This window comes from Streptomyces sp. MUSC 14 (assembly GCF_001866675.1).
In the GTDB taxonomy this organism is placed as follows: Bacteria; Actinomycetota; Actinomycetes; order Streptomycetales; family Streptomycetaceae; genus Streptomyces.
On record NZ_MLYN01000047.1, the window covers coordinates 1 to 25,288 of the forward strand.

Consider the following 25,288-nt stretch of genomic DNA (forward strand, 5'->3'; position numbering starts at 1 on the left):
GATCCCGTACACCACGACGAGGGACACCATCCCTTGCTCGAACCGGTTCGCTGCTCCGGGAGGAACATAGCGCCGGGCGCCTGGGGCTGGGGACGATGAAGAGGCGATCTCCGGGTTGTCGAACCGGTTCGCATGAAGTGAAGGTAGGAATCGCCCGTAGGGCCTGTCAACACCCCCGACACAATCCGGTAATCCCGGGGCGGAGTCGGATCCGGAGCCGGTAGATCGCGTCGAAGGGATTGCTGGCGGGGTTGTCCGGTGCTAGCTTCGCCGAACCGGTTCGACGAGGTGTGGCGTAGATGGTCTATCGGTTCGACGCATGCCGGTACTGAAGGATTGAGGACGCAACGCGATCCATGCATTGCACTGACGAATCCGCCCGGTGCGGCGCCCCGGCCGCCGTGGCTCCGACTCCCGGCGCGGGCCCGCCGGCTGCCCGCTACACCTTCGACGAGGACGACCTCGCCTCCGGCGAGATCGCCGACAGTTCCGGCAACGGTTCCACGGCGCCGATCGTGTCCCGCCTCGTGGTGTAAGCGACCTTGCTCGACGCGTTCCGGAAGGCCGCGCGCTGGCCACCCCGCGGGCACACCGCTCCCGCTTTGCGCCCGGCTGACCTGCCGCAGCACCACGGGCGGCCGCGAGCCGGGTCGATGCAGCGGTGACCTGGGCATTCTGGCCAGTTGATCGGCTACACCACTTGGCGGGACGCCATCACGGCGCCCCTGGTCGACGCCTCCACAGCCCGGTCCGTTGCGGGCACGGACGGTGGCACGGCGCAGGTTTTGCCCGGCGGAGCACCCACCTCCGACGGCGCGTACGTCCTGCTGCCCCGTGAAGTCCTGGGCAGCGCGAGCGACTTGACGGTCTCCGTCCGTGCGAAATGGGCGGCGACACCTTCCGTTCCGAGGAGCTCCCGAACCGTTCCGAGGAGCTCCCGAACTCCGACGGGACCACCTGTGCCTTCGACACCTTCCCTGGCGTGCCGCTCCACTCCCGCTACGCACCGCTGATCGACCGGATCCCCGTCATCCCGTACGCGAGGCAGGTGCGATGAGGTGATCACCACCGGCGACACGGTGACACGCAGGGAGCGCGGGTAGGCCAGGACTCACTGTCGCGTCAGGCCACGAACGCCTCACGGGCAGTGTCCGTCCGAGGGGCAGTCGGCTGAGGTCTTACGGGGCGGGCAGTTCGCCGCTCTGGTCCGGCAGGGTTGAGGCCGGGGCGGTCGAGGGCTTGGCGGACGGCAGGGCTTGCCGCGGTGAGGGAGCCGGTGTTTCGCGCGCCCTCGATGGGGTCAGCCTCCCGATCGGATCAGTCGGACCGCGTCAAGCAGGGTCTTGTGGGCGGCCGTCGAGTCGTCCAGGTAGCCGGCTGCCATCGCGCCGTCGTAGAGCATCAGCAGTGCACCGGCGGCCGACTTGGGGTCGGCGTGGCCGAGCCGGGTGAGCAGGTCCTGGAAGAGGGTGCGGATCCAGTCCCGGTGAGCCGTCACCAAGCCGCGGACGGGGTGGGTGGCGTCCGGATACTCGGCGGCCGCGTTCATGAACGGCGACCCGCGAAAGCCGCGCTCGCGGGCGTGCTCAGCGATCGCCTCGAAGATCAGGTCGATCGCTTCCACTGGCGGATGCCCGTCGGCCAGCGGTTCGGCCACGTCCTTGTAGTAGGCGTCCTTGGTCAGGAGATAGGCCACGACCAGGTCGTCTTTGGCGGCGAAGTGCCGGTAGAAGGTCGCCTTGGTCACCCCGGCCTCGGCGATCAGCCGCTCCACGCCGATCGCGCGTACGCCCTCGTAGTAGAACAGCCGCGACGCGGCCCTGACCAGACGTTCGCGAGGCGGCAGGTCTGCCTCGATCGTGCTTTCCCAGTGCTTGGCGTCGGTGTTCTTCTGCCCAGTGCTGCTCACTTCCCCATTGTGCCCTCGGCTCCGACCGGGTCTCGCATCAGATCTGCCGCGATGACGTCCGCGAGGCTCGTCCGGGGCAGCCGCCGCCGTGAGGGGTCCCACGCGCCGCTCATCCGCTGGCGCGAGGATGCCGGCAGGGTTATTGTCGAGAAGTAGAACGACCGGTCTTCCTACCTCCGAGGGGTGGCATCTCGATCTTCCGGGCGGGGTTGCCGACCAGGATGGTTGTGCAGCGCCTGGGTGGCAGTGTCGCCAGTGGCGCTCGCTCGCTGCAGGGCCACGAAGTCTCGCCCTCCCAGACCGCGAAGAACCGCGGCAGCCCGGCCTGACCGGCCGTCCACCCCTCACGGCCCTGGCCAGCAGGCCCGTTCGTCCCCCATATCCCGCTCGGCCCGCAACAACGCGACCGTTCGTCGAAAGGCTTGAACCATGACGCAGCGTCTTGAAGGAACCGTCGCCCTGGTCACCGGGGCATCCAGCGGCATCGGCCATGCCACCGCGCTGGAGCTCGCCCGCGAAGGCGCCTCCGTGGCCGTGGTCGGCCGGCGCGAGGACCGGCTCACCGGGCTCGCCGCGGCAGTCTCCGAGGCGGGTGGGAAGGCTCTGGTCGTACCCGCCGACATCACCACCGCCCAGGCCGCCACAGAAGCGGTCGAGCGGACCGTCGAAGGCCTGGGCCGCCTGGACATCCTGGTCAACAACGCCGGCCTCATGCTGCTCGGACCCACCCCCGGCGCGGACCTGACCGACTGGCAGCGCATGATCGACATCAACCTCATGGGCCTGATGTACACGACCCACGCGGCCCTCCCCCACCTGGTCAAGGCCGCCACCGATGCGCCGCGCCAGGTCGCCGACATCATCAACGTCAGCTCGCTGAACGGCCGCAGCGCCTTCGCCATGTCCGCCGTGTACAGCGCAACCAAGTTCGGCGTCACCGGCTTCAGCGAGGCGCTGCGCCAGGAGCTGGGGCGCCAGCACGTCCGCGTGTCCGTGGTCGAGCCGGGCAGCGTCGACACCGAACTGCGCATGCACAACTCGGAAGCCGTCCAACAGCTGATCGTCGCCGGTCTGGGCGACATCGAGCGGCTGCAGAGCCAGGACATCGCCGACGCCATCGGCCACATCGCCACCCGCCCCCGGCACGTGGCCGTCAACGAGATGCTCGTACGCCCCACCGAGCAGGTCTGAGCGCCGTCCCGGCGGCCAACTCCGAGGCGGGCATGGAGGCACGGTGGCGGCCCACGCCCCTCTCGCGCCGGCCGACACCATCGTCCGTGTCTGCTTGCTGGGGCACGGCCGCACGGCGGCAACCACGCCAGAGGCCCCATCATGGTCGGGTTTTCCGATGGGCGGCGCAGGGACCGCACCAACCTCGGAGTCGAGTTCGGGCCCACCGAGGTCGTCGCCGAGCGCGGCGGGGAAGGCATCGCCCACGTGTGGGAGCGGACCGACGGTATGGGCACCCACGCCGTGCTTGAGTGCGTCGGCATCCTGTCGGCCCTCGAGATGGGCCTCGGCGTCGTCCGCCCCGGCAGTGCGATCAGCGGGGCCGGCGTACCGCAATACGGCGAGATCCCTTTCGGCTTCATGGACTTCGCGAAGTACGTCACCATCACGGGTGGTGTGGCCCCGGCCCGTGCCTACATGGAGGAACTGCTTCCCGGCATCCTCGAAGGAAAGATCGAGCCGGACCGCGAGGCTGGAGGTCCTCGTCAAGCCCTGACCTCTGCCACGGGAGCCGACCCTCGTCAGCTCCGGTCCTCCTCGACGCGCTCGGAGTCCGCTTCGCCGACCCCCTCGTCACGGAGAAGCATCGTGGCGTGCGCGGGGCTGACTGGCGCGGCGAAGAACACGACGAGGCGGTGCCCAGGAGTACCGTCGAGCTGTATCGACTGGTAGCAGAGAGTTATGTCACCGACCTCCGGGTGATGGAAGGTCCTTTCGCTACTGGGGTGCGCCTGCACGTCGCAGTCCGTCCGGGGGAACGTCCTGGGCGCTGGGCGCTGGGCGCGGGATGCGGGATGCGGGATGCGGGATGCGGGATGCGGGATGCGAACCCACGGTGGCTCGCGCCGTCAAGGTTTTCAAGATCGCTCAGGACTCGACCCGTCCATGCGGACTCCACCGCCCGCGGGAGCCGACGCGGAACCCGACACAGCTGTTCAGGAAGGCCGCGGACGATCGGTCCGTGGCCGGGTGGGAGTCTGTCTCACCGGCTCCCCCTCTCCCGCTGTCTCTCAGCGTTCACGACACACCTCCGACACACTCAGACGGCGCCCCAGACCGAGCAGGGCGGCCGCCCAGACCCATGGCCGCCCCACGGACCTCCGACACACGTCTCACGAAGCGAGGGAGCAGCGCCTGGAAGCCGGGCGCAGGCTGGATAGTGGAGGTGGACTTGCCATGGCGCAAAACAAAGCCTTCTCGCCCGTCGAGGACGCTGCCGTAGTGGAAGCTCTGTTCCACCAGTCCCCCACAGGTCTGCTGATCCTGGACACGGATCTGCGAGTCCTGCGGGTCAACCTCACCAGGCCTGTTCTGCGCAAAGTGCCCCCTGAGCCGGCCGTCGGCCGGCACGTCACCGACGTATACGACCTTTCCGCACCCGGTGAGGTGGAGGCGATGCTGGCCGACGTGCTGCAGAGCGGCACTCCCGCACGGGGGCAGCTGGTGGGTGTGCGTCCGAAAGGCGCGCCGGGGCCGGAGTACCTGTTCTCTGTCTCGGCATCTCGCCTGGAGGATTCGCAAGGGCGAATTTGGGGGGTACTGGCGGAGATGGTCGATGTCACGGAACGCGAAAAGGTATGCGCCCGCCTGCGCGTCCTCCGCTCGGTTCGCAGACACGTGGGACAGACCCTCGACGTGGTGGCCACCTGTGAGGAACTGGTGCGGGAGGTGGTACCCAACCTCGCCGACATCGCCGTCGTGGAAGTGGTGGACGCCGTGGTACGTGGCGAAAACCCTCCGCCGAGCCCTCTGGAGCGGGAAGTGCCGCTGCGCCGTGTCGCCTTCGGCCGCAGTGGCGGCGAGGAGCAGATCCAGGCCCATCCGGTGGGTGACGTGCGCGCTCTGCCGTTCCCGACGCCATACGCCCAGACGTTGGCCGACCTTGAGCCCCGCCTCATCGCCCTGGGCCCCGACACGCCTTGGCTGGCCGCCGATCCGCAGCGGAGCCAGGCGATCCGCGCGTCCGGTGCCCGCAGCCTCATCACAGTGCCTCTGACGCTGCGTGGCACGGTGCTGGGACTTCTGAGCCTGTACCGGACCCAGCAGGCGGACGTCTACGACAAGGGCGATGTCACCGTCTCCATGGCAGTGGCCGCTCACACCGCGCTGTGCGTCGACAACGCCCGCCGCTACACCCGCGAACACACCATCGCCCTGACGATCCAGCGCCATCTGTTGCCTCTCTCCCCGGCGTCGCAGACGGCCGTGGAAACCGCACACCTTCACGTGCCCTCCGAGACCGGCGGGGGCGGCGGGTTCGACACCTTCGCCCTGTCAGGCGCGCGCACCGCGCTGGTGGTCGGCGACGTCGCCGGGCAAGGCATCTACGCGGCCACCACCATGGGACAGCTGGGGATCGCCATCCACTCCCTGGCCGCACTCGAACTGGATCCCGACGAACTCCTGGCACGGCTCAACGACACCGTCGTAAGCCTGGCCCGGGAACGCGCGTCTCTGCCGCCCGGCGACCGCATGCCGCTCACCGCAAGCTGCTCGTACGCGGTCCTCGACCCCCTCGCCCAGACCTGCACCATCGCCCTGGCCGGCCACCCCCCACCCGTCATCGCCCATCCCGACGGGAGAGCCGAGACCCTTGACCTGCCCAGCGGACCTCCCCTGGGCACAGCCGAAGGGCCCCCCTTCGCCACCACCACGATTCCCGTCCCCGACGGCAGCGTCCTCGCCTTCTGCACGGCGCCCCTCCTGCACACCTCCCCGTCCCCGGACACACTCCAGCAGGTACTGACCCACCCCGATCGGCCACTGCAGGAACTCTGCGACGACATGCTCTACCGACTGCGGGACGGCACCGGCCAGGGCGACGTCGTCCTCCTCCTCGCCCGCATCCACACGTTCCCCGCCGACCGGGTCGCCGCGTGGCATCTCGACCACGATCCCAGGGCCGTCGCGACAGCGCGCGCCCACACACAACACCAGCTCGCCCATTGGGGAGTGGATGAGGAAACCGCCTACACCACCGAACTGGTCGTCAGCGAACTGGTCACCAACGCTGTCCGCTACGGCACTCCGCCGCTGCGGCTGCGGCTCATCAAGGACCGCATCCTCACGTGCGAGGTCCACGACGGCAATCCCCTCGCGCCGCGGCTGCGCCACGCGAAGACCATCGACGAAGGCGGACGCGGCTTGTTCATCATCGCCCAGCTCGCACGAACTGGGGCGTCCGCTACTCCCGCGACGGCAAGACGGTCTGGACCACGCAGACTCTCTGACCTGATCATCCTCACGCGGCGATCGAGGCCCTCACGACCTGAACACCACCACGAGGACCGCTGGAACGGGTTCAACTCCAGTCCACGTTCAGCATCAGGTAGAGGCGATCAAGGGGCCGGTTCTGCCATCCAGAGCCCTCGGAATCAGCGACGGAGCCCGGCCGGGCGACCTCCCACCAAGATCTTCATGAGCATTCCAGGCCGTGTCTCGGGCTTCCCGATCACAGTGGCCCGGGGTCCACTGGTTTCACACTGGATTGCCCGCAAACCTGGCCGTGGTGGGAGGGGTCCCCGCGTCACAGTGGTGCTGAGAAGGCCCGCCCCTCGAAGCCGGGGCCGTGCGGGGGCGGTTGGGGAAGTGCACATGCGGAAGGGTTCGTTCGGGTAGTGCGGATGATCTTTCACTGAGTAGTGTGGATCATCGGACAATGGGCAGTCGTTCGCGCGCTGCCTTCGTGACTCCGCCGCTTGACCGCTGACGCTTGCCATGCACGAAGACATCTCTGCGGCTGGATGGTGCGCCGCAGGACGACGTCTCGTTCCTCGGCCGTGAGGTGGCTCGCGGCGTCGGGAAGAGTGACGCGCGCGCCGCCGACGTCGCACGGGACCAGAAAGTGAGTGTGGACAGATGCAACCGACGTTCGTACTGGTTCACGGAGCCTTCGCGAACTCTTTCTCCTTCGCGCCGCTCCAGGCCGAACTCGGCCTCCTCGGACACCGTTCGGTCGCCGTCGATCTTCCGGGGCACGGGTTCGCCGCGACGTACCCGCGGGCCTATCAGGCGCCGCAGGATCTCGGTGGTCTCGCCACCGCACCCGGGGTAATCAAGGGCGTCACGCTCGCCGACAACGCCGCGCACCTCATCGGGATACTGGAACGGGCCAGGCGGAACGGGCCCGTCATCCTCGTCTCCCACAGCCGCGGCGGCATGACCGCCACCGTCGCAGCCAACCAGCGGCCCGACCTGATCGACCGCATCGTCTATGTCTCCGCCTGGTGCCCCGTGGACCTCGACGTCAGCGCCTACTACGCCGAGCCCGAGATGGCGACGGTCGACGCCACAGGGCTGGCATCGGCGATGGTCGGGAACCCCGCCGAGCTCGGGCTGCTGCGCTCCAACTTCCGCACCGCCGACGCCGGCGTCCTCGCGGCCTTCAAGGCGGCTTTCCTCGCCGACGGGACGGACGAGGAGTTCATGGTCTTCCTCAACACCTTCCAGCCCGACGAGAACCTCGACGCCGGCACACCCGAGGACCGGGCGCAGCCCGACAGCTGGGGGCGGATCCCCAGGACGTACGTCCGGCTCGCCGAGGACACCAGCGTGCCGCTCGCCATGCAGGACCGGATGATCCGCGAGGGCGACGCGCTGACACCGGAGAACCCCTACGACGTCCGTACGCTCACCAGCAGCCACCTGAAGTGGCTGGTCGACCCGGCACCGGCAGCCCGGGTGCTGGGTGAAATCGCCGCGCTCCTGCCTGCCGAATCATGATCGGAGCCAGATGAGGAGGGCAGCAGCGGTGACAGTGCCGAGGCAGACGTAACCTTCGTCGAGCCATTCTCCCGTCACCCGCGCGGAGCCGCAGACGGCGTTTCAACCTTCACACGTCTGCGGCGTGCAGGCCCGGGGGCCCGGGCTGGTCACAGCAAGCGCATCACCACGAGTCCGGGAGCAGGAGCAGGTGCTGCTGTCTGCCGGCGGACCGGGATGACGCCGTGGCCCACCCGCTGCCCGAGGCGCCGTGACGGGCCCTGGCTTCCGGGCCTCCGGCCTGCGACGACATGCCGTGTGCGAACCGCGCAAGCGGCTCATGGCCGGCCGATCACAGGCTGGGCCAGAGGCCCCCGGGGTCGAGCCTGCGCCCAGACTGTCACGTCACGGACTTACACGATCTTCCAGGCAGGCCCCCTTCGAGGCCCGGCGGTGACGCTTTCCGGACCATGGTCATCTGGGCTGCGTGCTGGTCTGGGTGGGGCAGGCGGTTGGGAGCGACTCGTCGAGGCCGACGGCTGGCTGGGGCGCGGGGTGCTGCTCGGCGGTGAGGGGGCACTCGGCGAGGCGGCGCCGGTCGACCGGGGCCGGGTCGACATCGGGTGGGCCACGCTGATGGGCGTACGGCATCCGGCGACCGTCTCCTGGACGGATCCCGTCCGCTCCCCCGGCGAACGCACGCCGCCGAACACCGCGCTGGCGCATGCCGAGGCGGCCTGTCGCGCTGCCGTACAAGCCGCTGCGCAGTACGCCGCCCACCAGGCCGCGGCCGAGCTGCTCGCCGCCGAGGCGGTACGTACCCGGCAGCGGGTCCGCGCCCTGCGCCGGCGCTGGATCCCACGGCTGCGTGGGGAACTTCAGGCCGTGGAACTGGCTCTGGAGGAGGGCGAGCACGAGGACGCGGTCAGGCGCCGCTGGGCCGCTTCGCGCCGCGGCGCACGATGACGGCGGGAGCGGCAACGACGGCGACGGGCCCCTCGGGCCCGCCGGACGAAGGCGTCCTCGTCAGCCGCCGTGCTGGATCTCCACGTGCTTGGCCTCGGGCTTCTGGGCGCCCAGACCCACGCTGACGGTCAGCATCCCGTCGGTGTAGTCGGCCTTGACGTCGTCCTCGTCGGCGCCGGGCGGCAGCGTCACACTGCGGCTCATCTCGCCGTAGCGGATCTCGTTGTGGCTCTTGTCCACCTCCCGCTCGGTACGTTCGGCCTGCACCGTCAACACCCCGTCGCCGATCACGACATCGATGTCCTCGGCGGCCATGCCCGGAAGCTCGGCGCGCATGACGTAGCGGTCGTCCTGCATGTAGTCCTCGATACGGACCGCAGGCACGGTCAGCCTGCTGGGGAACGTCTCGAACCAGTCCGGGATCTCCGGGAACGGGAACCTCTGCCTGCGTATCAGTGTGGCCATCGCCGTACCTCCTCGGTTGTCGTCGTCCGCCGACACCTCCAGTGCAGCGCGCCCGCTCACCCGCTGCTGAGGCCGAACGGCCCATCGCCAGGTCCCCGAAGTCCCCTTTTGCGCCGTATGTTCGCGATCAGACTGGTGACGAGGAAACCACCACCCTCGGCGGTGATCACCATGTCCGACGTCACCACCACCGATCTCTGCGAGGTGACGACGGCCCTGTCCTATCTCCGAGAGGACATGCGCGCACCGGCCTCGTTCAGCCTCTTCGTCCGCGATCTCCCGCCCGGCCGGGGCTTCCTGGTCGCCGCGGGCCTGGAGGCCGCCCTGGACTTCCTGGCCCGTTACCGCGTCGAACGCGACGACGTCGAGGACTTCGCCGCCGCCCTGCACCGTCCGGTGCACGATCTGATGCCCCTGGTCGGCCTCGCCTTCGAGGGGGGCGAGGTGCGGGCCGTACCGGAAGGGCATGTGGTGTTCGCCGGGGAGCCGCTGCTGGAGGTGACCGCGCCCCTGCCGCAGGCCCAGCTCGTCGGGACATACCTGCTGAACCAGCTCTGCCATCAGACCGTGGTGACGTCCAAGGCGGCGCGCTGTGTGCCGGCCGCGGCCGGACGGCCGGTGGTGGACTACTCGCTGCGCCGTACGCACGGCCCGTGGGCGGGGATGCGGGCCGCCCGGCTGGGCGCGCTGGTGGGCTTCGCGGGCACGAGCAATGTCGCAGCCGCGGTCGCTCCCGGCCTCCCGGCCTCGGGCACCATGGCCCATGCGTACATCGAGGCCTTCCCGAGCGAGGAGGCGGCCTTCCGCGCCTTCGCACTGAGCCTCCCCGGTCCGGTCACTTTCCTCGTCGACACCTACGACACCGAGGAGGGCGTGCGCATCGCCGCCCGGGTACTGACCGATCTCCGGCGCGGCCCCGGCTGTGCGATCCGCCTGGACAGCGGCGACCTCGACGCGCTCGCCCGGCGGGCGCGGGCCCTGCTGGACAGCGCCGGGCTGCCCGGAGTACGGATCGTGGCCAGCGGCGGGCTCGACGAGTACGGCGTGGACCGGCTGGTTCGCGCCGGAGCACCGATCGACGTGTACGCCGTGGGCACCCGGGTGGGCGTGGCCGCGGACGCCCCGTATCTGGACGCCGCGTACAAGCTCGTCGAGTACGCAGGCCGGCCCGTCATGAAACTGTCCTCGGCGAAGATCACGGCCCCCGGCCGCAAGCAGATCTTCCGCCGGACGGGACTTCCCGATGTCTTCGCCCTGGCGCAGGAGGACCCGCCGGACTCCCCGCAGCCACTCCTGCGCACCGTCATGCGCAACGGGCGCCGGACCGGGCCGCCGGACCACTGGCAGGACGCCCGCGAGCGATTCCGCGAGCATGCTGCGGCGCTGCCCGGACCGGCGCAGAGGATCGAGGATCCAGATCCTGTCTCGCCGATCCGGTCCCCGGCTCCTGAGCATCTGACCGCCACGGTGCGCTCCGGCATCGAAGCCCGGCCGCACCGGAACGCCGCCGTCCGCACCGGTTCCGCGCTCCCCGCCCGACCGCGGTGACCGGTCCTGGCCCCGGTGCGAGGGGCCGACAGGTCTGCTGTGGGGCCCAATGGCCCATGTCGGGCCGGCCGCAGCGGGGCCTTCATGGAATCGGCGGCAGCGCTCTTCCGTCGCCGCCGCCTGGAGGAGGCCGAGGGTGATGCCCGCTTTCGCACCGTTGGAGGAGAGGGCTGTACCAGCTGCCGGTTGGGGGCCGGATTGCTCTCCCGGCGAGTTGACGGCTGGAGGCGACCATGTCCCGGCCCGGTGACCGCCTGCCGATCGTGGTGGGCGTCGATCCCGATCCGGCCCGGCGGGTGGCGCTGGCCTGGGCCGCCGACGAGGCCGCTCGCCGTGGGCTTCCGTTGCGGGCGGTCCATGCCGAGGGCGTTCCGACCAGGGGCTATCGCGGCCGCGAGGTACCGCCGTCCTGGGAGGAGTGGAACGAGGGGCTGCACAAGGCCGGGAAGCAGGTGCTGGAGGAAGCCGCGGGCTTCGTCGCGGCCCGGCACGCGCACCTTGAGGTGGACACCCTGCTCACGGAGGGTGACCCCGCATGGGTGCTGCGCGAGCAGAGTCGCGAGGCCACCGCGGTCGTGCTGGGATCGCGTCATCTGAGCCGGACCCGGGAGGTGTTCGGCTCCGGGTCCGTCGCCCTGCCGGTCATGGCTCACACGCGCTGTCCGCTGGTGGTGGTGCCCGAGCCGGAACACCTCACTCAGGAGCCCGTGTACTTCGTGGTCGGTGTCGACGGCAGCGAACATTCCGGTGCCGCGGTCGACGTGGCGTTCGAGGAGGCGGCCCTGCACGGCGCCGAGCTGCGGGCCCTGCTCGTGTGGGAGCCCGGCCTGCTGAGGGTCTTCGACGAGCACGGGCCGCAGCAGGAGGCCCGCCGGCTGCTCTCGGAGATCGTGGCAGGCCGTCGCGACCGCTTCCCCGAGGTGGACCTGCGTCACGAACTGGTCGTCGGGCATCCCGTCCAGGTCCTCACCGAGGCCTCGGCGCATGCGCTGGGCCTGGTCGTCGGAACCCGAGGGCGCGGCGGTTTCACCGGCATGCTGCTGGGCTCGGTCAGCCAGGGTGTGCTGCACCATGCCCGCTGCCCGGTCATCGCCGTCCCGTCACCCCGGTGAACCACCGGACCGGCACGAAGGAAGGCCGCCGTGACCGTACAACCCCTTGCTGTGGACACTGTCACAGCGCTCGTGAGGGACGCCGGCGCGGCGCCCTCGCTGCACAACACGCAGCCCTGGACGTTCCGCTACCTGCGCGAGCGCGGCGTCCTGCGCCTGTACGCCGACCTCAGGCGCACACTGCCACGGACCGACCCGGACAACCGGGGCCTGCACATCGGCTGCGGCGCCGCGCTGCTCAACCTGCGCGTGGCCGCCGCGGCGGCAGGGCTGGCACCGGTCGTCCGGCTGCTGCCCGACCCGGCCTGCCCGGAGTTCCTCGCCGAGGTCGCCCTGTGCGGCGCCGGAACACCCGACGCGGCGCTCACCCGGTTGTCCCCTGCGATCCAACGCCGTCACTCCAGCCGCGTGCCCTACCGCGACGAGGAGATCCCCGCCCTCCTACGAGACCGGCTGTACGAGGCGGCCCGCGCCGAGGGTGCGCACCTGGAGTTCCCCGGCGCCTGGCACGTGCAGTCGATCCTGGAACTGGTACGGGACGCCGAGGGCAGGGAGGCCCTCGATCCGGACATGCGCGAGGAAACGGCACGGTGGACCCGTACCGAACCGTCGGACAGCGGCGGGGCTGCCGACGGCATCGCCACGGACGCGTTCGGTCCTCGCCAGTACGGCACCTCGGCCCCGGTCCGGGACTTCGCCGCGGGCCGCCCGGTGCCCGGACGCGGCTGGGCCCCCTTCGAGAAACACCCGAACATCGCGCTGTTGGGCACCACCCACGACCAGCCCGCACACTGGCTGCGCGCGGGTCAGGCACTGGAGCGGGTCCTGCTCCAGGCCACCACGGACGGGCTGGTCACGTCGGTCACGTCCCAGCCCCTGGAGTGGCCGGAGATCCGATGGGCCGTCCGCGACCCCGGCTCGGCCATGGCCCACGTCCAGATGGTGATCCGGCTCGGCCACGGACCCGAGGGACCCGCGAGCCCACGGCGACCGGTGGCCGATCTGCTCGACATCCTCTGACGCGGGCCCCGCGCGCAGCCCCGACCGGGCAGGCAGGCAGGAGCCCTAATGAAAGTCTCCGAGGTGATGACCATTCCGCCGGTGTGCGTGGCACCGGACGTCTCCCTGTCCGAGGTGACCCACCGGATGGCCACATACGCCGTCGGCTCCGTCCTCGTGGTCAAGGACGGAGCGTTGCACGGCATCGTCACCGACCGCGACCTCGCCCTGCGCGGGCTGGGCAGCGGCCTGGACCTGACGGCACGGGTGGACGCGGTCATGTCGGCGAAGGCAGTCACGGTCAAGGCCGACGACGACCTCCAGACCGCCTACCGGACGTTCCGCCGCACCGGCGTCCGCCGGCTGCCGGTCCTGGACTCGGGCCGAGTGGTGGGCGTGCTCACCATCGACGACCTGTTCCTTCACGTCTTCCGGCAACTGGCGGATCTGCTGGGCCTGCTGACGATGGGCCTTTCCACCGCCCTGATCGGCTGCGTCCCCGGCTACGACACGATCGGTGTCGCGGCGCCGCTGCTGCTCACCACCCTCCGGCTGATCCAGGGCTTCGCCCTCGGCGGCGAGTGGAGCGGGGCGGTGCTGTTGGTGTCCGAACACGGTGATGCGAAGCAACGCGGTTTCTGGGCGTCCTGGCCTCAGGGGGCGCACCCGCCGGCAACCTGCTCACCGTCTGAATCCTCTCCCTGATGACCACCGTGCTCAGCGACGACGCCTCCAACTCCTGGGGCTGGCGGGTGCCCTTCCTGCTCTCCGCCGTGCTGGTCATGATCGGCCTGTGGATCGGGCTGTCCGTCGACGAGTCCCCGCTGTTCAAGGAGGCTCTGGCCAAGGCTGAGCGGTGCAAGGCGGAGCAACGGGCCGAGCAGCCGCCGTTCATCGCTGTCCGGCGCAACCACTGGCGGGACATCCTGGTCGCGATGGGCGCCCCGATGGCCGAGAACATCTCGGCGAGCACCACTTGACCACGCAAACAACGGCGTGACGTGCCGGGCGGCGGATGACACACGGTGATCTCCAGGCCGCTCTCGCCGGCCAGGTCGGCGAGGTGGGTCTTCCAGCCGTGGGGGCGGGCCGTGCGCAAGTCCCCCACGAAGGCGGCGGCACGCACGGAGGCCGGTGCGGCGCACGTCGGGACACGTGCGGGCCGGGACGGGACGGTTGCTCCGTTGATTGTGGCGGTCTTGCTCAGGCCAGCCTCTTGTCCTTGACCGCCAGTTCCCGGTCGCCCTGATGGTAGCCCACGGTGCGAATACCCAGCGCGGCTTTGAGCTGTCGGGCGGGCACGACCTGGGGGGTCGGGGCCGGGGCCCGTCCGGGCTTCGGGAGTGGGTAGGCGGTGGTGGTGGCGGAGTGGAAGGTGATGTTGCCGTCCGTCTTGGTGAACAGCTGATGGACGTGTCCGTTGAGACAGGTCACCGAGGAGAACCGGCGCAGGAGTGCGATCACCTTCAGAGCGTCGTCCGTGCTCCAGCCCCACTGGGGGTACATGGCGAACAGCGGGATGTGGCTGAAGACCACGATCGGGGTGTCCGACGACAGTCCCGCCAGGTCCTTGCGTACGAAGTCGATCTGTTCGGTGCCGAGATGACCCAGCTTTTCCAGGCTGAGAGTGTTCACCAGGGCGATGAAGTGCACTGCGTGGGTGTCGAAGCTGTACCAGCCCTCACCCAGCGTGCCCTTCCCGAAGGTCTGCCGGTATGCGCGGCCCGCATCACCGATGGAGTCGTGCTCACCGGGCACGGTGAAGACGCGGTCCGTGTACAACCTGGTCATCATCTGCCTGACCTGGTCGAACTGGCCCGCCGTGGACAGGTGTGTCAGGTCGCCGCTGTGCATGACGAAGTCGGGCCGGAAGCCGAGCGAGTTGACCTGGTCGATCGCTTCGGTGAACGAGCCGACCACGTCCGTGTTCGCCGGACCGTGGAAGCCGATATGACTGTCGGAGACCTGTACGAACCGCAGGACGCTGCTGGTTCCCGCGCCGCGTCCTTCCGCGGCAGCTACGGCACTGGTGCCCCGGGGATCGGCAATGTGGCTGAACACCTCTCCGCCGGCCACGGTCAACACGACGGCCCCGCCGAACCATCCGGCGTGCCTGATGAGTTGACGTCGCGACATGCCGTGTTCCTCGGTGGGCTGGTCGGCAGCGCCGCCCGGGACTGGATCCCGAGCGTCACGGTACCCGGTCATCGGGTCACCTCCACTTTGGCCGTCATGAAGGGATGGATGGTGCAGAGATAGGCGTAGGTGCCCGGCTCGGTAAACCGGTAGCTGTACGTGGCATGGGTCGCCAGAGCGGGCGAGTGCAGTGGTCCGCCCGATGCGGCGCTGGTGACGGTGTGGGCGTCGGCGTCCTGGTTGGTCCAGGTCACCGTCATGCCCACTTTGACCTTCAGCGTGGTCGGGGAGAACGCGAAATTCTTGATCGCCACAGCGTCTGCGGCCACCGGAGCATCGGATGCGCCCGCCTTGGGCGAAGTCATGGGCATGGGCGTATGAGGCATGGGCGAGGCGCCGATGGCGTTGCTCGCCGTATGTCCCGGCGTGGAGGCACCGGGCATCCCGGCCACCTGGCGCTGACCCGGACCAGGGGTGATGGCACCGACTGCGGTGGAGTGTGGGGACTGGCCGCACGCGCTCAGCAACCCCAGCGCGGCTACCGTCATGGCTGTGAGCCCGGCCGCGACGCGTGTGCGCCGACCGGCATGATCAAAGGTCGGATACATGGTGTTCGTTCCTCACCGATCAGGAAGAGGGGGAAGTGATGGCCGAGCACGCGCAACGATCCGGCGCGTCCGGGATCCGCGTGCGACGGCCGCGCGTCCCGCAGCGCGCCTGGCGAGCGGGGGCATGTCACGGCGGTAGCACGGCGACGCTGGTCGGCACTCCGCCTCGCATTTCTGCTCTTGTCCGACTTCACGGACGGCAGTGCCGCCCGGTTCGACCAGGACACACCTTTTGCCGGAGTCCCTTGCGATCTCCCAGGGTCGAATCAGTCGCCACAGATGTCACAGGACACACATCATGTGGCACGACAAAAGAGCAGATATAGGGAATGCTCGACTTATGCCATGGAGTGCCCGCAAACATGGTCAACCGGCTGATACGAATCGCTCCGCACACCGTGTCTCTGGTAAAGGGACCGTGTCAGCGACGGACGAGGAACTGATCCGCGCTCTGTACGCCGAGCACGCTGGTCCCCTGTTCCACTACGCGCTGCGCCTGACGTCAGGAGACCGGCAGTGGGCCGAGGATGTGGTGCAGGAGACGCTGTTGCGGGCGTGGCAACACCCCACCGCGTTCGAACCGCGACGCGGTCCTGCGCGGGCCTGGCTGTTCACGGTCGCCCGGCACCTGGTCATCGACGCTCACCGGGCCCGGCAGGCCAGGCCGGCGGAGACCGGTGGCGAGGCCCTGGAGCGGGCCGCGCAGCAGACCGTGGGCGAGGACCAGATCGAGCAAGCGCTGCAAAGTTGGGCGGTGGCCGACGCCATTCGCACGCTGTCCCCGGACCACCGCGCCGTACTGGTCGAGACGTACTACCGGGGCCGGACCATGGCGGAGGCCGCACGCGTGCTGGGCATCCCGCTGGGCACGGTCAAGTCGCGAACGTACTACGCCCTGCACGCCCTCCGGCTTGCACTGCAGGAACGGGGCATCGAGCCATGAGCGAGGCATGCAGGAGGTGCCGGCCATGAACACGGACCACGACGCAGTGCGGATGGCTCTGGGAGGGTACGTCCTGGAAGCGCTGTCCCCGGCCGAGATGGAACAGGTACATGCCCACCTGGCGACATGCGACGCATGCCGGGCGGAGCACGAGCAACTCGCCGGACTGCCGGCACTGCTCGCGATGGTCACAGCGGACGAAGCGGCCGGACGGACGGTGCCCGCCGGCAACAAGGACCTGGCCGACCGCCTGGTGCGGCGGGCGGCCCAGAGCGCGCAGGGCGCACCTCAGGCACCGTCCGGCGTGTCCGCGGAACCGCAGGCCCCCGAGGCGGGGCTGCTCGACAGGATGCTCCAGCAAGCCGCGGCCAGGCGCCGCAGGACCTGGCGGTTGCAAGTGGCCGGCGCGGCCGCCTCCCTGACGCTGGTCGCGGCGGCGGCAGTCGGCGGCACCTGGCTGGCGGCCAGTACATCCGTCACAGGTCAGGCCCAGCAGCCGGGACCTACCGCGCCGACTCCGTCGCGCACCTTCTCCGGAAACGACTCGTCCACCGGAGTCACCGCCTCGGTGAAGGTCTTCCCCTCGGCCTGGGGCAGTGTCCTGCAGGTCTCGGCGCATGGTGCACCAGCCGGCGTGATCTGCCACTTGCAGGCGATCGGGCCCGGTGGGACGAGGACGGACGCCGCCACCTGGCGGGCCGGCAAGTACCCGGCCGGAACGAGGATTCCAGGTGCGGTTCCCATGGCTCCTGGAGCCATCGACCACTTCGAGATCATCGCCGGGAACGGCCAGAAGCTGGTCACGATCCGGGCATGAGGTCATCTGGAATCCAATAAATCGGGGACAGGACACAAATCCCGCGAACCGAATACCGGTCGCCATGCGTATTACCGGGTGAGCGCTCACATACAGGTTCCGGCGTACCGACCGCCGCCACGTTCCCGGTGGTCCTCGCCTTGGTCCGACCTCCCTCCACCACACAGAAGAGTCAGAAGACCATGTTTGCGACCGATTCCGAGCGCGCCAGTGCACGGCCCTGTTCCCAGCGGGCGACGCTGACTCTGCCCGCGCGGGAGGCGCATGTGTCCGCCGCGCGTCACTTCACGGCGGACCTGCTGGAGTGCTGGAGCGTTCCGGAGAACGAGCGTGACTCCGCCGTTCTCATCGTCGACGAACTCACCGCCAACGCAGCCCAGTACGGCCGGGAGTGCATGACGCTGGTACTCCTCCTCGACCACGGCGCGCTGCACATCGTCGTCAGCGACTCGGGAACCGCCGTGGAGCACGGTTCGTACGACGTCGCCCCGGACGAACACGGACGCGGCACCGGCATCGTCTCGTACCTCGCGCAGTCGACCGAGATCCGCCAGACGCACACCGGCCGGGAAGTCCGCGCCTGCCTCCGCTGCTCTGCATGACCGGCCTCGGGGGACTTCCTCCGACGGAGCCGTGTTCCGGAGCCGAAGCTCGCCCCGCTCACCTGGTACTCGCCGCCGTAGATCGTCGCACGTACGTCACGTGGCGGTGCGCGCCACGGGCCAGTGCCCATCGTCACCATCACAGGGATCCGTCCCGCCATGGCTGCGGGCTCACGCTCCGGACCGCAATGGTCGAGCAGGACCGCCGGCCGCTGGTCGCCTCATTCGTGGCCGCCGCCACTCAGGCCGCGCCTGCACACAACCCGGTCAGCCCTTGACGAACCTGACGCGCCGCCTTGTCCGGACGGCGGCAGGCCGAGGCCTCCACGAAACCCGCTTCTGAGGCAAAGCCTGCACCGGCGTCCCCGGAGCAGTCCTAGTAGGTTCTGCGGCGCAGACTCCGTACCAAGAGCGGTACCGACAAAAGGAGTAGGGCTCCTTCCACGGCCAGACTGAGCAACCCGAGCGGTTCCGTCCAGTTGCCGATGTCGTCGCTGTAGTGGGGCAGTCCCGGCCCCCTGGAGAGGATGTACCCCAGCAGGGGGCCCACAGCGACCCCGGCCGCCAGGAGCCACCCCAGCCGGACGAGGCCGACGAGGAGCAGCGCAGCAGCGATCACGGCAACGATCTCCAGGACATGATAGGCGACACCGATGTAGTGGGGGTCTCTCGTCGCCGTGACGCCGCCTTGATCTTTGACATGAATGACGGCGACTGCGAGGCACAGCAGGGCTCCCGCCAACCTGGCTACCCACCAGGTGGCCGCCGGCCTCCTCGCGGCGTGGTGTGACATTCGACGGCACCCTTTCCTTCCATCGGCATGTGTGTCTGTGACGCCGCGGCCCCGGCGGTCGGGCTTCCGGATCGGCAACGCGCCGCACTCGTGTCACGTCCAGCCTCGGCGGGCGGGCGCTCGCCGTCGCCCCCGACGGTGCAGACGAGTGAGCGGAAGAGGCGACGCCTGCCCGCGGAAAAGGAGGACGGTTGCCGCACAAGGGCTCCGATCCGGAAGACACCCACCGAGGTGTCGTGCCGGAGTCGTAGAGGCGCGATGGTCGTCACCCGGCCATACCCCACCACACCGCCCACGATACGAACCCGACCACGGCCAGTCCGGCCGGGGCCTGGCGCAGCCAGACCGCCCAGCTCGGTGTCAGCCGTCGGCGCCAGAGTGTGGTTGCCGAGGCCCAGACGGACACCACTACCGCGACGGAGAGCGCCTGCACCGCCAGCCACGAAGCCGGACGGCCCCATATGACGGGCGCCGCTGCACCGTTGCCTGCCACGAAGACGGCGGGCAGGCGGCCGTCGCCACGACTTCCAGCGGGCCGAGGCCGGCCAGCCACCGCGCCGGGCTCAGGACCGGGCCCCGGCGCAGGAGGTCGCTTGACGGATAGGTGACGAAGCCGAGGAGTAGCAGCGCTGGGGCGAGCCAGGCATACCAGGCGTGGTGGGGTACGGGGGTGATGGCGAGTGCGTGCCCGGGTGCAGGGGCGGCGCTCGACGCCGATGGGTGGCCGGTGGCCACCGCCTGTACCCATGAGGGTGTCGTCAAGTTATGGGTGGGCTTGGTGGGTGGGGGCGTGCTGCGGGTGCGGGTTGGCCCGAGGGAGCGTCCCGGTCAGCCGGTCGTTGCCATGCCGGTGACGTTCTTCCAGATGAGGAATCGTTCGGTCATCTCGGTGCGGTAGTCACTGGCTGTGATCAGATGCCGTCGGGGTCGGAAGTGGCTGAAGATCCGGGAGAAGGCGGACAGGAATCTCTGGGCTGCACCGCTGGAGCGGAAGTTCTTCCGCCGAGGGCATGACCTGCCGCTGGGCAGGTCCGTAGCTGCGCAACCTGTCCGTGACGATCACACGGGGGACGTACTCAAGACCTTTGAGGAGCTTGCGGAAGAGCCACTTCACCGCCGCTGCGTCACGCGTGTATCTCCCGGTACGAGAGAAGCTGACGGCTCCCAGTGACGCAGCGCAAGGCATCACAAGCCTGTTCACCCGGGAGGAGTCGGTGGATGAGACGCGGCGAATCGTCCAGCCGCCGCTGGAGGCGCCCGGCAACCCGAGCGCCACCGGCAGGGAACCTGGGGACCGCAGGAGCGAGCAAGCTCGTCGTCGGACATCCGCGATGGCACGAACCATGGCTTCCGGCGAGGTCCACCGACTGACACAGCAGCGCCCCGGACCCTCGTTGTCGCCGTCCGGCAACGTGGCGACGCCGCGGCTGCCCCAACAGGCCGTCTCGGGCCCGGGAAACCTGGCGAGGATCGACTCACTGTCCTGCACGCAGAGCCCCGCAGCGCCTGAGGGCGAGCGGGGCGGGCAGCACAAGCCTGGCCGTTCGGGCGAGCCGATGTCTCAAGCCTCGATGCGAACAGCGTCTCGTCAGGTGTGTCTTGCGTCCCGCCGCCCTGCGGCCGCACCTTCGGCGGAGGGATCAGCGGCTTCGCGATCTCCCGCGGTCCGTCCGGAACAATCCCACTCCATGTGCCCCGCCCCGTACCTGCGCGCGCCTACGGCGTCGGCCAGATGACAAGCAGGCGTGCCGAGCGGCCGGAGCAAGTTCGGCGTGGTCCGGCCGGTCGCCGATGCGGCCTCCAGGAGAAGCTGGAGGCCGCCCGCGCGTACTACGAGGAGGACTGGCCACTGTGCGCGCCCAGGGCGGCGACCGCGCTCCCCCGGCGCAGGCCGCCGAGCTGTCACGGCAGGTGTCTTCCGGGCTCCGTGCCGTCCGTTCTGCTGGACCTCGGCTGACGTAGTCATGTCGTACGCCAGAGGAGCTGGTCTGCCCACATGTCGTCGCGGGTGTGGGGGATCCCGGCGCAGCCTGCGCATGCTGGAGTACGGGTCCCGGATCGAATGGCCACTCACGCCGTGCCGTACGGGCATCGCTCCGGCGCTCCTGCGGTCCGGTGCACGAAGGCCGGCCGTAGGTCGTGGTCCTCAGGGTCGTAGTAGCGGTGGAACACCGCGGTCGCTCCTCCGGACAGCGGCGGGACGATCCAGCTCCAGTCGGTCGGCACCGGGCGGCCATGGCGCCCCTCGCGGTCCACGTGCGCGAGGAACCGCCGCGACTCCGTGTGGTGGTCGGCCATGCTCACCCCTGCCTGCTCATAGGAATGCAGGACCGCCAGGTTGAGCTCGACCAGGGCGCGGTCCCGCCACAGGGTGCGCTCGTTGCGGGTGTCGAGGCCGAAGAGTTCGGCGACGGCGGGCAGCAGGTTGTAGCGGTCGGTGTCGGCGAGGTTGCGCGAGCCGATCTCGGTGCCCATGTACCAGCCGTTGAAGGGCGCGGCCGGGTACGTGACCCCGCCGATCTCCAGCGACATGTCACTGACGGCCGGCACCGCGTACCAGCGCAGACCGAGGTCGGCGAACCCGGGATGGTGTGGATGCGTCAACCGCACCTCCAGCACGGCGTCCTCGGGGACCTCGTAGAACTCCGGGGCCGGGCCGGAGCCGGGCTGCACCAGCAACGGCAGCACCTCGAAAGGGGTTTCGCCGCCCTTCCAGCCCAAGTCCCGGGCCAGCGCCACCCGGTGGGCGCTGCGCGGGTCGTCCGCGTAGCGCACCAACTGCTCGCCCAGCAGCGTGGCGGCGGGACGGCCGGGGCGATCGGGGGCGAAGACACTGATGACCGGCCGGATACGGCCTCCATTGGTGGCGATCCGCAGATGCTCGAAGCACTCACTGGCGATGTCGTCGGGATGCGTGACGTGTCGAAGGTCCCGCACGATCAGGTTGTTCCAGTAGAGCCGGCCTATGCAGCGTGCCGCGTTGCGCCAGGCCACCCGCGCGCCGAACGCCACCTCCGCGGGGGTGTGTTCGTACGTGCCGAAGCGCTCCACCTCCGCGGTGACCTCCATCAGCCGCCGGCGCGGATCGCCGTCGCCCGGATTCTCGGCGGCGTACTGCCGGATGAACACCTCGGCGGCCGCAAGAACGGCCTCCTGCGCCGACGGGCGGCGCCGAGCTGAGTCGGACCAAGGGGGGAGCTGCACCGGATTGTCTCCTGCTCGGGGTCTGGCACTCACACGGGTCGGGTGCGCCCGTGGTGGTCCGGCGGACGCTAGGCCGGGAGCGGACGGGTCGCATCCGTGCTCGGCGGGCGAACGCGGCACGCGAGTGGACGTATGGCGGGGTCGGGGTCGGCCGGATCGGGCCGGACGATCAGCCCTCGGGCGGTTCCCGCAACCGCCGGGGCAGCAACGCGGCCTCGAGTGCGGGCACGTCGAAGGGGTCGAAATGGATCCGCTCCTGCGGGATACCCTGCCGGGCCAGGGTGGCTCTGGCCTGCGTGACCATGTCCACCGGCCCGGAGAGGAACGCCTCGTGCCGGTACCACGGACCGAATTCCCCCAGCACCCGAGGCAGGGTGCCCTCCAGCCCCGCGATGCGCTCGTGCGACACCGCGGCCCGCACCGAAAGCCAGTGGTGCCGCTGGGACATCCTGAGCATGTCGTCCAGGCCATAGAGTTCCTCGGCGGTCCGCGCGCCGACGAAGACGTCGACGTAGCGCTCTGTCCCGGTGCGGGCCGCGTCCTCGACCAGGGCCTTGATGGGGGCCATGCCGGTCCCGCCGGCCACGCACACCAGATCCCGGTCTGTGCGCGGGTCGAGCGTCATGTCGCCCTGCGTGGGTCCGAGCCGCACCACGTCCCCGGGCTTGGCACTGTAGACCAGGCCCTGGCTGACCTGGCCCCGGGCGACCGCACGCACGTGGAAGGTCACGGTGTTGTCCGATCGCGGTGCGTGCGCGGGCGAGTAGTAGCGCCACGCCTTGGGGTGCCAGGGCGTCTCCACGCTCGCGTACTGGCCTGCCGTGTACGGGTAGGGCGCGTCGGGCCGCACCGTGATTTCCGCGATTCCGTGGCCACGGTGCAGATGGTGGATGATCTCCGCCTCCCACACCGCGGGCGCCGTGCGGGCGTCTTCCCTCGCGGCGTGCGTCATCACCTGCGCGACGACGTCGTATCCGTGCGTCCATGCGGCGGCCAGCTCCGGGCTCCACGCCGGGCCGGCGTAGCGGGCCAGAGCCGTGAGCAGGCAGTCGCCCACCGCGGGGTAGTGGCCGTCCAACGCACCGAACTTGCGGTGGTCGCGACCGAGCCGGCCGCAGAACCGGATCAGGTTATCCGGGTCGTCGACGAGGTCGACGATCTGCAGCAGGCCGCGCAGCAACCGGTCGCGCTGCACGTCCATATTGTCCGGGAAGAGCCCACGCACCTCGGGGTGGCGCGTGAACAGAATGGCATAGAAATACACCGTCATGTCCGCTGCATACGGGCCGACCACGGCCACGCTCGCGCGCATCAGGTCGATTTCCTCCGCGGTCAGCGGAACGAGGTCCGGCAGTGGGCTCGGCGTCGGGGGCGAAGGAACGGAAGGAGGCGCTGTTGATTCCGGTGACTGCGCCGTGGCATCCGCCGCGTCACGGCGTCCTCGCGACGCACGGGAAAACATCACCGGGCGCCTCCCGCTTCAGATTGAATCGTCATCACCATGGGGAAATATCGGTGTCAGGGCAGTCGGGAGCGGGGACTGTCGCGTCCGTTGCGCAGTAGGCCGCGACTGCCGGGGACAGGCCGATGGCCGACACAGTGTTCCGCTGTGCCGGATGCCCACCCAGCACCCAGAAAGGGTCCGTCATTTGGCTCTGGCGCCGTCACGATACGACGCCACGGGTCAACTCGGTCGCACATGGGCGACTTGGCAACGGACGGGGACGGAACTCCCTGGGGTGTCCTGCCGTTCGGGGTTGACCGACAGGAACGCATTCACCCTAATACACAATCTTCACCCGTCAACCAGAGGGCAGGCACGACCTCACCGCATCTCTCGCGCCCTCGCCTCTCAGGCCAGTAACTCGCGGAAATACACGTCCATTTCAGTCGGTGAGGTGCCGAGGTTCGCCCCGCATTGCCACCTGAAACCAGTTGGTTTCGGGAGCTGCGACGGATTCAGAAGGCATGACTCATGACAGCGTAATACCAGGTGAATTCATCGAGCTGAACGTGATCTCAGTCGGTAAATCCGGATATCCAGGGCGCTCCGTTGGGCCTCGTGCGGCCCGATCGCGAGCTTGACCGCGGCTGCGGTACCCGTCAGGCTTCCGTCGCAGGACGAGGCGTCAGTGAATGCTCTGCGGCATCTGCGCTTGTCGCCCGGGCCATGAGCAGCAGGGGTTGCCGGTGTCCCCGGCCGGGTGATGAGGACCTTGCCGAGGAGGCCGCCGGCTTCGAAGCTCTCGTGGGCAGTGCGGATGTCGTCGAGCGGGAAGCGGTCGGCAATCCGCAGCCGTGGCACATCGGTGTCGACGAGCTTGGCAAGGTGGGCGAGGTCGGTGGCGTTCTCCTGGACGTGGCTCTTTCGGGCACGTGGCACGTCGGGCAGGGGGTGGTCGGCGACGGAGACGAAACGCCCTCCGGGAGCGAGGGCCGCAGTCACGTCCGTTCCGGCGGTGTCGAGGACGTCCTCATACCGGCCGCGGGGCAGGTGCTCCGGGCGGTGCCAGGCCCGCTCCGCGCCGAGCTCCGTCGCTGCCTGCTCATGGCCCGGCCGGGAGACCAGGGCATCGACGTGGGCGCCGGCCAAGCGGGCGAGTTGGACAACCAGGCCGCCGACGGCTCCGACGGCGCCGACGACCAGAATGCGCTCGTCGGCGCTCAACTCCGCGGCACACAGAGCCTGCAAGGCGGTCGTCCCGGCCAGCGGAAGGGCCGCCGCGTCCGCCAACGGCACAGTAGCCGGTGCGGGTGCGAGCAGGTGGCCGGGCAGAGCGACCAGCTCTGCCCATGTGCCGCGACCCGGGGTGGTCGGCCCGCTGCTCCACTGACGAACCGTCAGGCGAACGACGGTATACGTCGAGATCGGACGAGCCGCAGCCACCGGGGCAGCCGTGCGGGGCCTGCCCGCTCACCCGGTGGTCGGCGTGGCTGAGGGCCTCCGTCACCAGCCGCCGCAGGCGCCCGGCGCTCAGGCCGTAGTAGATGCACCGGCCTTCGCGCTGCGTCTCCACCAGCCCCGCGAGCCGCAGCCTCGCCAGATGCTGGCTCACCGTTGTCCGGGGACGTCTCACACCGCTCGGTCAGCAAGCTGACGTTCGACTCCCCACGGGGCCAGCAGCCGTCTGGTGCAGGCACCGCCGCCGGCGCCACCAAGGTCGCCAACCTCACCAAGCCGGAGCCGGAATCGCGACTGTCCCGAGCCCGTGACCGTCAGACCACCCTTGGCCTTCGACCCGAGTCGAAGGTCTA

At 69.7% G+C, this 25,288-nt stretch carries 20 protein-coding genes and 4 pseudogenes; 13 read left to right on the plus strand and 11 right to left on the minus strand.

Annotated features, from left to right (window positions below):
* Window positions 1-356 precede the first annotated feature (356 nt).
* A complete protein-coding gene (locus tag BIV25_RS50475) occupies window positions 357-536 on the plus strand; it encodes a hypothetical protein (RefSeq protein ID WP_143076711.1) in 180 nt (59 codons plus the stop codon).
* 764 nt (window positions 537-1,300) lie between these two features.
* Here BIV25_RS50475 and BIV25_RS28545 read toward each other — a convergent pair.
* On the minus strand, window positions 1,301-1,909 hold the full coding sequence (locus BIV25_RS28545; protein ID WP_256256145.1) for a TetR/AcrR family transcriptional regulator: 609 nt from the start codon (window positions 1,907-1,909) through the stop codon (window positions 1,301-1,303).
* A gap of 429 nt (window positions 1,910-2,338) precedes the next feature.
* Here BIV25_RS28545 and BIV25_RS28550 point away from each other — a divergent pair, with 429 nt between their 5' ends.
* Complete coding sequence (locus tag BIV25_RS28550; protein WP_071375329.1) at window positions 2,339-3,100, plus strand: SDR family NAD(P)-dependent oxidoreductase; 762 nt, start codon at window positions 2,339-2,341, stop codon at window positions 3,098-3,100.
* A 560-nt stretch (window positions 3,101-3,660) separates the two neighbouring features.
* Here the strand turns inward: BIV25_RS28550 and BIV25_RS54560 are convergent.
* Window positions 3,661-3,876, minus strand: coding sequence for a hypothetical protein (locus BIV25_RS54560; RefSeq protein WP_177235444.1), 216 nt, complete (start codon window positions 3,874-3,876; stop codon window positions 3,661-3,663).
* A gap of 439 nt (window positions 3,877-4,315) precedes the next feature.
* On the opposite strand from BIV25_RS54560, the gene BIV25_RS28560 reads away from it, so the two are divergent.
* The 3 genes from BIV25_RS28560 to BIV25_RS47725 all read left to right on the plus strand — a co-directional run bounded on the left by BIV25_RS28560 (window position 4,316) and on the right by BIV25_RS47725 (window position 8,806).
* A complete protein-coding gene (locus BIV25_RS28560) occupies window positions 4,316-6,757 on the plus strand; it encodes a SpoIIE family protein phosphatase (RefSeq protein WP_371273075.1) in 2,442 nt (813 codons plus the stop codon).
* A gap of 240 nt (window positions 6,758-6,997) precedes the next feature.
* On the plus strand, window positions 6,998-7,861 hold the full coding sequence (locus BIV25_RS28565) for an alpha/beta fold hydrolase (protein WP_071375331.1): 864 nt from the start codon (window positions 6,998-7,000) through the stop codon (window positions 7,859-7,861).
* Window positions 7,862-8,293: 432 nt separating this feature from the next.
* The gene (locus BIV25_RS47725) at window positions 8,294-8,806 is read left to right on the plus strand and encodes a V-type ATP synthase subunit D (protein ID WP_256256147.1); all 513 of its coding nucleotides are present in this window, start codon (window positions 8,294-8,296) and stop codon (window positions 8,804-8,806) included.
* A 60-nt stretch (window positions 8,807-8,866) separates the two neighbouring features.
* Here BIV25_RS47725 and BIV25_RS28575 read toward each other — a convergent pair whose 3' ends face one another.
* A complete protein-coding gene (locus BIV25_RS28575; RefSeq protein WP_071375332.1) occupies window positions 8,867-9,271 on the minus strand; it encodes an Hsp20/alpha crystallin family protein in 405 nt (134 codons plus the stop codon).
* A gap of 171 nt (window positions 9,272-9,442) precedes the next feature.
* Between BIV25_RS28575 and BIV25_RS28580 the strand changes: the two genes are divergently transcribed.
* The 5 genes and pseudogenes from BIV25_RS28580 to BIV25_RS53230 form a co-directional block, all read left to right on the plus strand.
* Window positions 9,443-10,819: a nicotinate phosphoribosyltransferase gene (locus BIV25_RS28580; RefSeq protein ID WP_071375403.1), complete on the plus strand. Its 1,377-nt coding sequence runs from the start codon at window positions 9,443-9,445 to the stop codon at window positions 10,817-10,819.
* A gap of 233 nt (window positions 10,820-11,052) precedes the next feature.
* Complete coding sequence (locus tag BIV25_RS47730) at window positions 11,053-11,931, plus strand: universal stress protein (protein WP_079176948.1); 879 nt, start codon at window positions 11,053-11,055, stop codon at window positions 11,929-11,931.
* 30 nt (window positions 11,932-11,961) lie between these two features.
* Window positions 11,962-12,951, plus strand: a complete 990-nt coding sequence (locus BIV25_RS28590) for a nitroreductase (RefSeq protein WP_071375333.1) — start codon at window positions 11,962-11,964, stop codon at window positions 12,949-12,951.
* A 66-nt stretch (window positions 12,952-13,017) separates the two neighbouring features.
* Window positions 13,018-13,293: pseudogene (locus BIV25_RS53225) on the plus strand (CBS domain-containing protein); the annotation flags it as partial.
* Between the two features lie 15 nt (window positions 13,294-13,308).
* Window positions 13,309-13,895: pseudogene (locus tag BIV25_RS53230) on the plus strand (MFS transporter); the annotation flags it as partial.
* A gap of 238 nt (window positions 13,896-14,133) precedes the next feature.
* Here BIV25_RS53230 and BIV25_RS28605 read toward each other — a convergent pair.
* Both BIV25_RS28605 and BIV25_RS28610 read right to left on the minus strand, forming a co-directional pair.
* Window positions 14,134-15,066 carry a metallophosphoesterase gene (locus BIV25_RS28605; RefSeq protein ID WP_256256148.1) on the minus strand — a complete coding sequence of 311 codons (933 nt, stop codon included), beginning with the start codon at window positions 15,064-15,066 and terminating at the stop codon, window positions 14,134-14,136.
* Window positions 15,067-15,134: 68 nt separating this feature from the next.
* Window positions 15,135-15,431 (minus strand): plastocyanin/azurin family copper-binding protein, encoded by a 297-nt coding sequence (locus BIV25_RS28610; RefSeq protein WP_071375405.1) that lies wholly within the window; start codon window positions 15,429-15,431, stop codon window positions 15,135-15,137.
* Window positions 15,432-16,014: 583 nt separating this feature from the next.
* Here BIV25_RS28610 and BIV25_RS28615 point away from each other — a divergent pair.
* The 3 genes from BIV25_RS28615 (at window position 16,015) to BIV25_RS28625 (ending at window position 18,036) form a co-directional block, all read left to right on the plus strand.
* Window positions 16,015-16,617, plus strand: a complete 603-nt coding sequence (locus BIV25_RS28615; RefSeq protein WP_071375335.1) for a sigma-70 family RNA polymerase sigma factor — start codon at window positions 16,015-16,017, stop codon at window positions 16,615-16,617.
* 25 nt (window positions 16,618-16,642) lie between these two features.
* A complete protein-coding gene (locus BIV25_RS28620) occupies window positions 16,643-17,434 on the plus strand; it encodes a zf-HC2 domain-containing protein (protein WP_071375406.1) in 792 nt (263 codons plus the stop codon).
* Between the two features lie 182 nt (window positions 17,435-17,616).
* Window positions 17,617-18,036, plus strand: coding sequence for an ATP-binding protein (locus BIV25_RS28625; protein WP_079176949.1), 420 nt, complete (start codon window positions 17,617-17,619; stop codon window positions 18,034-18,036).
* Window positions 18,037-18,412: 376 nt separating this feature from the next.
* Here BIV25_RS28625 and BIV25_RS28630 read toward each other — a convergent pair whose 3' ends face one another.
* The 6 genes and pseudogenes from BIV25_RS28630 to BIV25_RS53240 all read right to left on the minus strand — a co-directional run.
* Window positions 18,413-18,829, minus strand: coding sequence for a hypothetical protein (locus tag BIV25_RS28630; RefSeq protein ID WP_071375337.1), 417 nt, complete (start codon window positions 18,827-18,829; stop codon window positions 18,413-18,415).
* Window positions 18,830-20,398: 1,569 nt separating this feature from the next.
* Window positions 20,399-20,509, minus strand: a pseudogene (locus tag BIV25_RS47740) (IS5/IS1182 family transposase); the annotation flags it as partial.
* Between the two features lie 390 nt (window positions 20,510-20,899).
* Entirely contained in the window at window positions 20,900-22,033 is a 1,134-nt protein-coding gene (locus BIV25_RS28640; RefSeq protein WP_079176950.1) for a nitric oxide synthase oxygenase, read from the minus strand.
* Between the two features lie 169 nt (window positions 22,034-22,202).
* A complete protein-coding gene (locus BIV25_RS28645) occupies window positions 22,203-23,333 on the minus strand; it encodes a globin domain-containing protein (protein ID WP_371273072.1) in 1,131 nt (376 codons plus the stop codon).
* 699 nt (window positions 23,334-24,032) lie between these two features.
* Window positions 24,033-24,767 (minus strand): zinc-binding dehydrogenase, encoded by a 735-nt coding sequence (locus BIV25_RS28650; RefSeq protein WP_071375340.1) that lies wholly within the window; start codon window positions 24,765-24,767, stop codon window positions 24,033-24,035.
* A 163-nt stretch (window positions 24,768-24,930) separates the two neighbouring features.
* Window positions 24,931-25,147, minus strand: a pseudogene (locus BIV25_RS53240) (ArsR/SmtB family transcription factor); the annotation flags it as partial.
* Window positions 25,148-25,288: the final 141 nt, after the last annotated feature.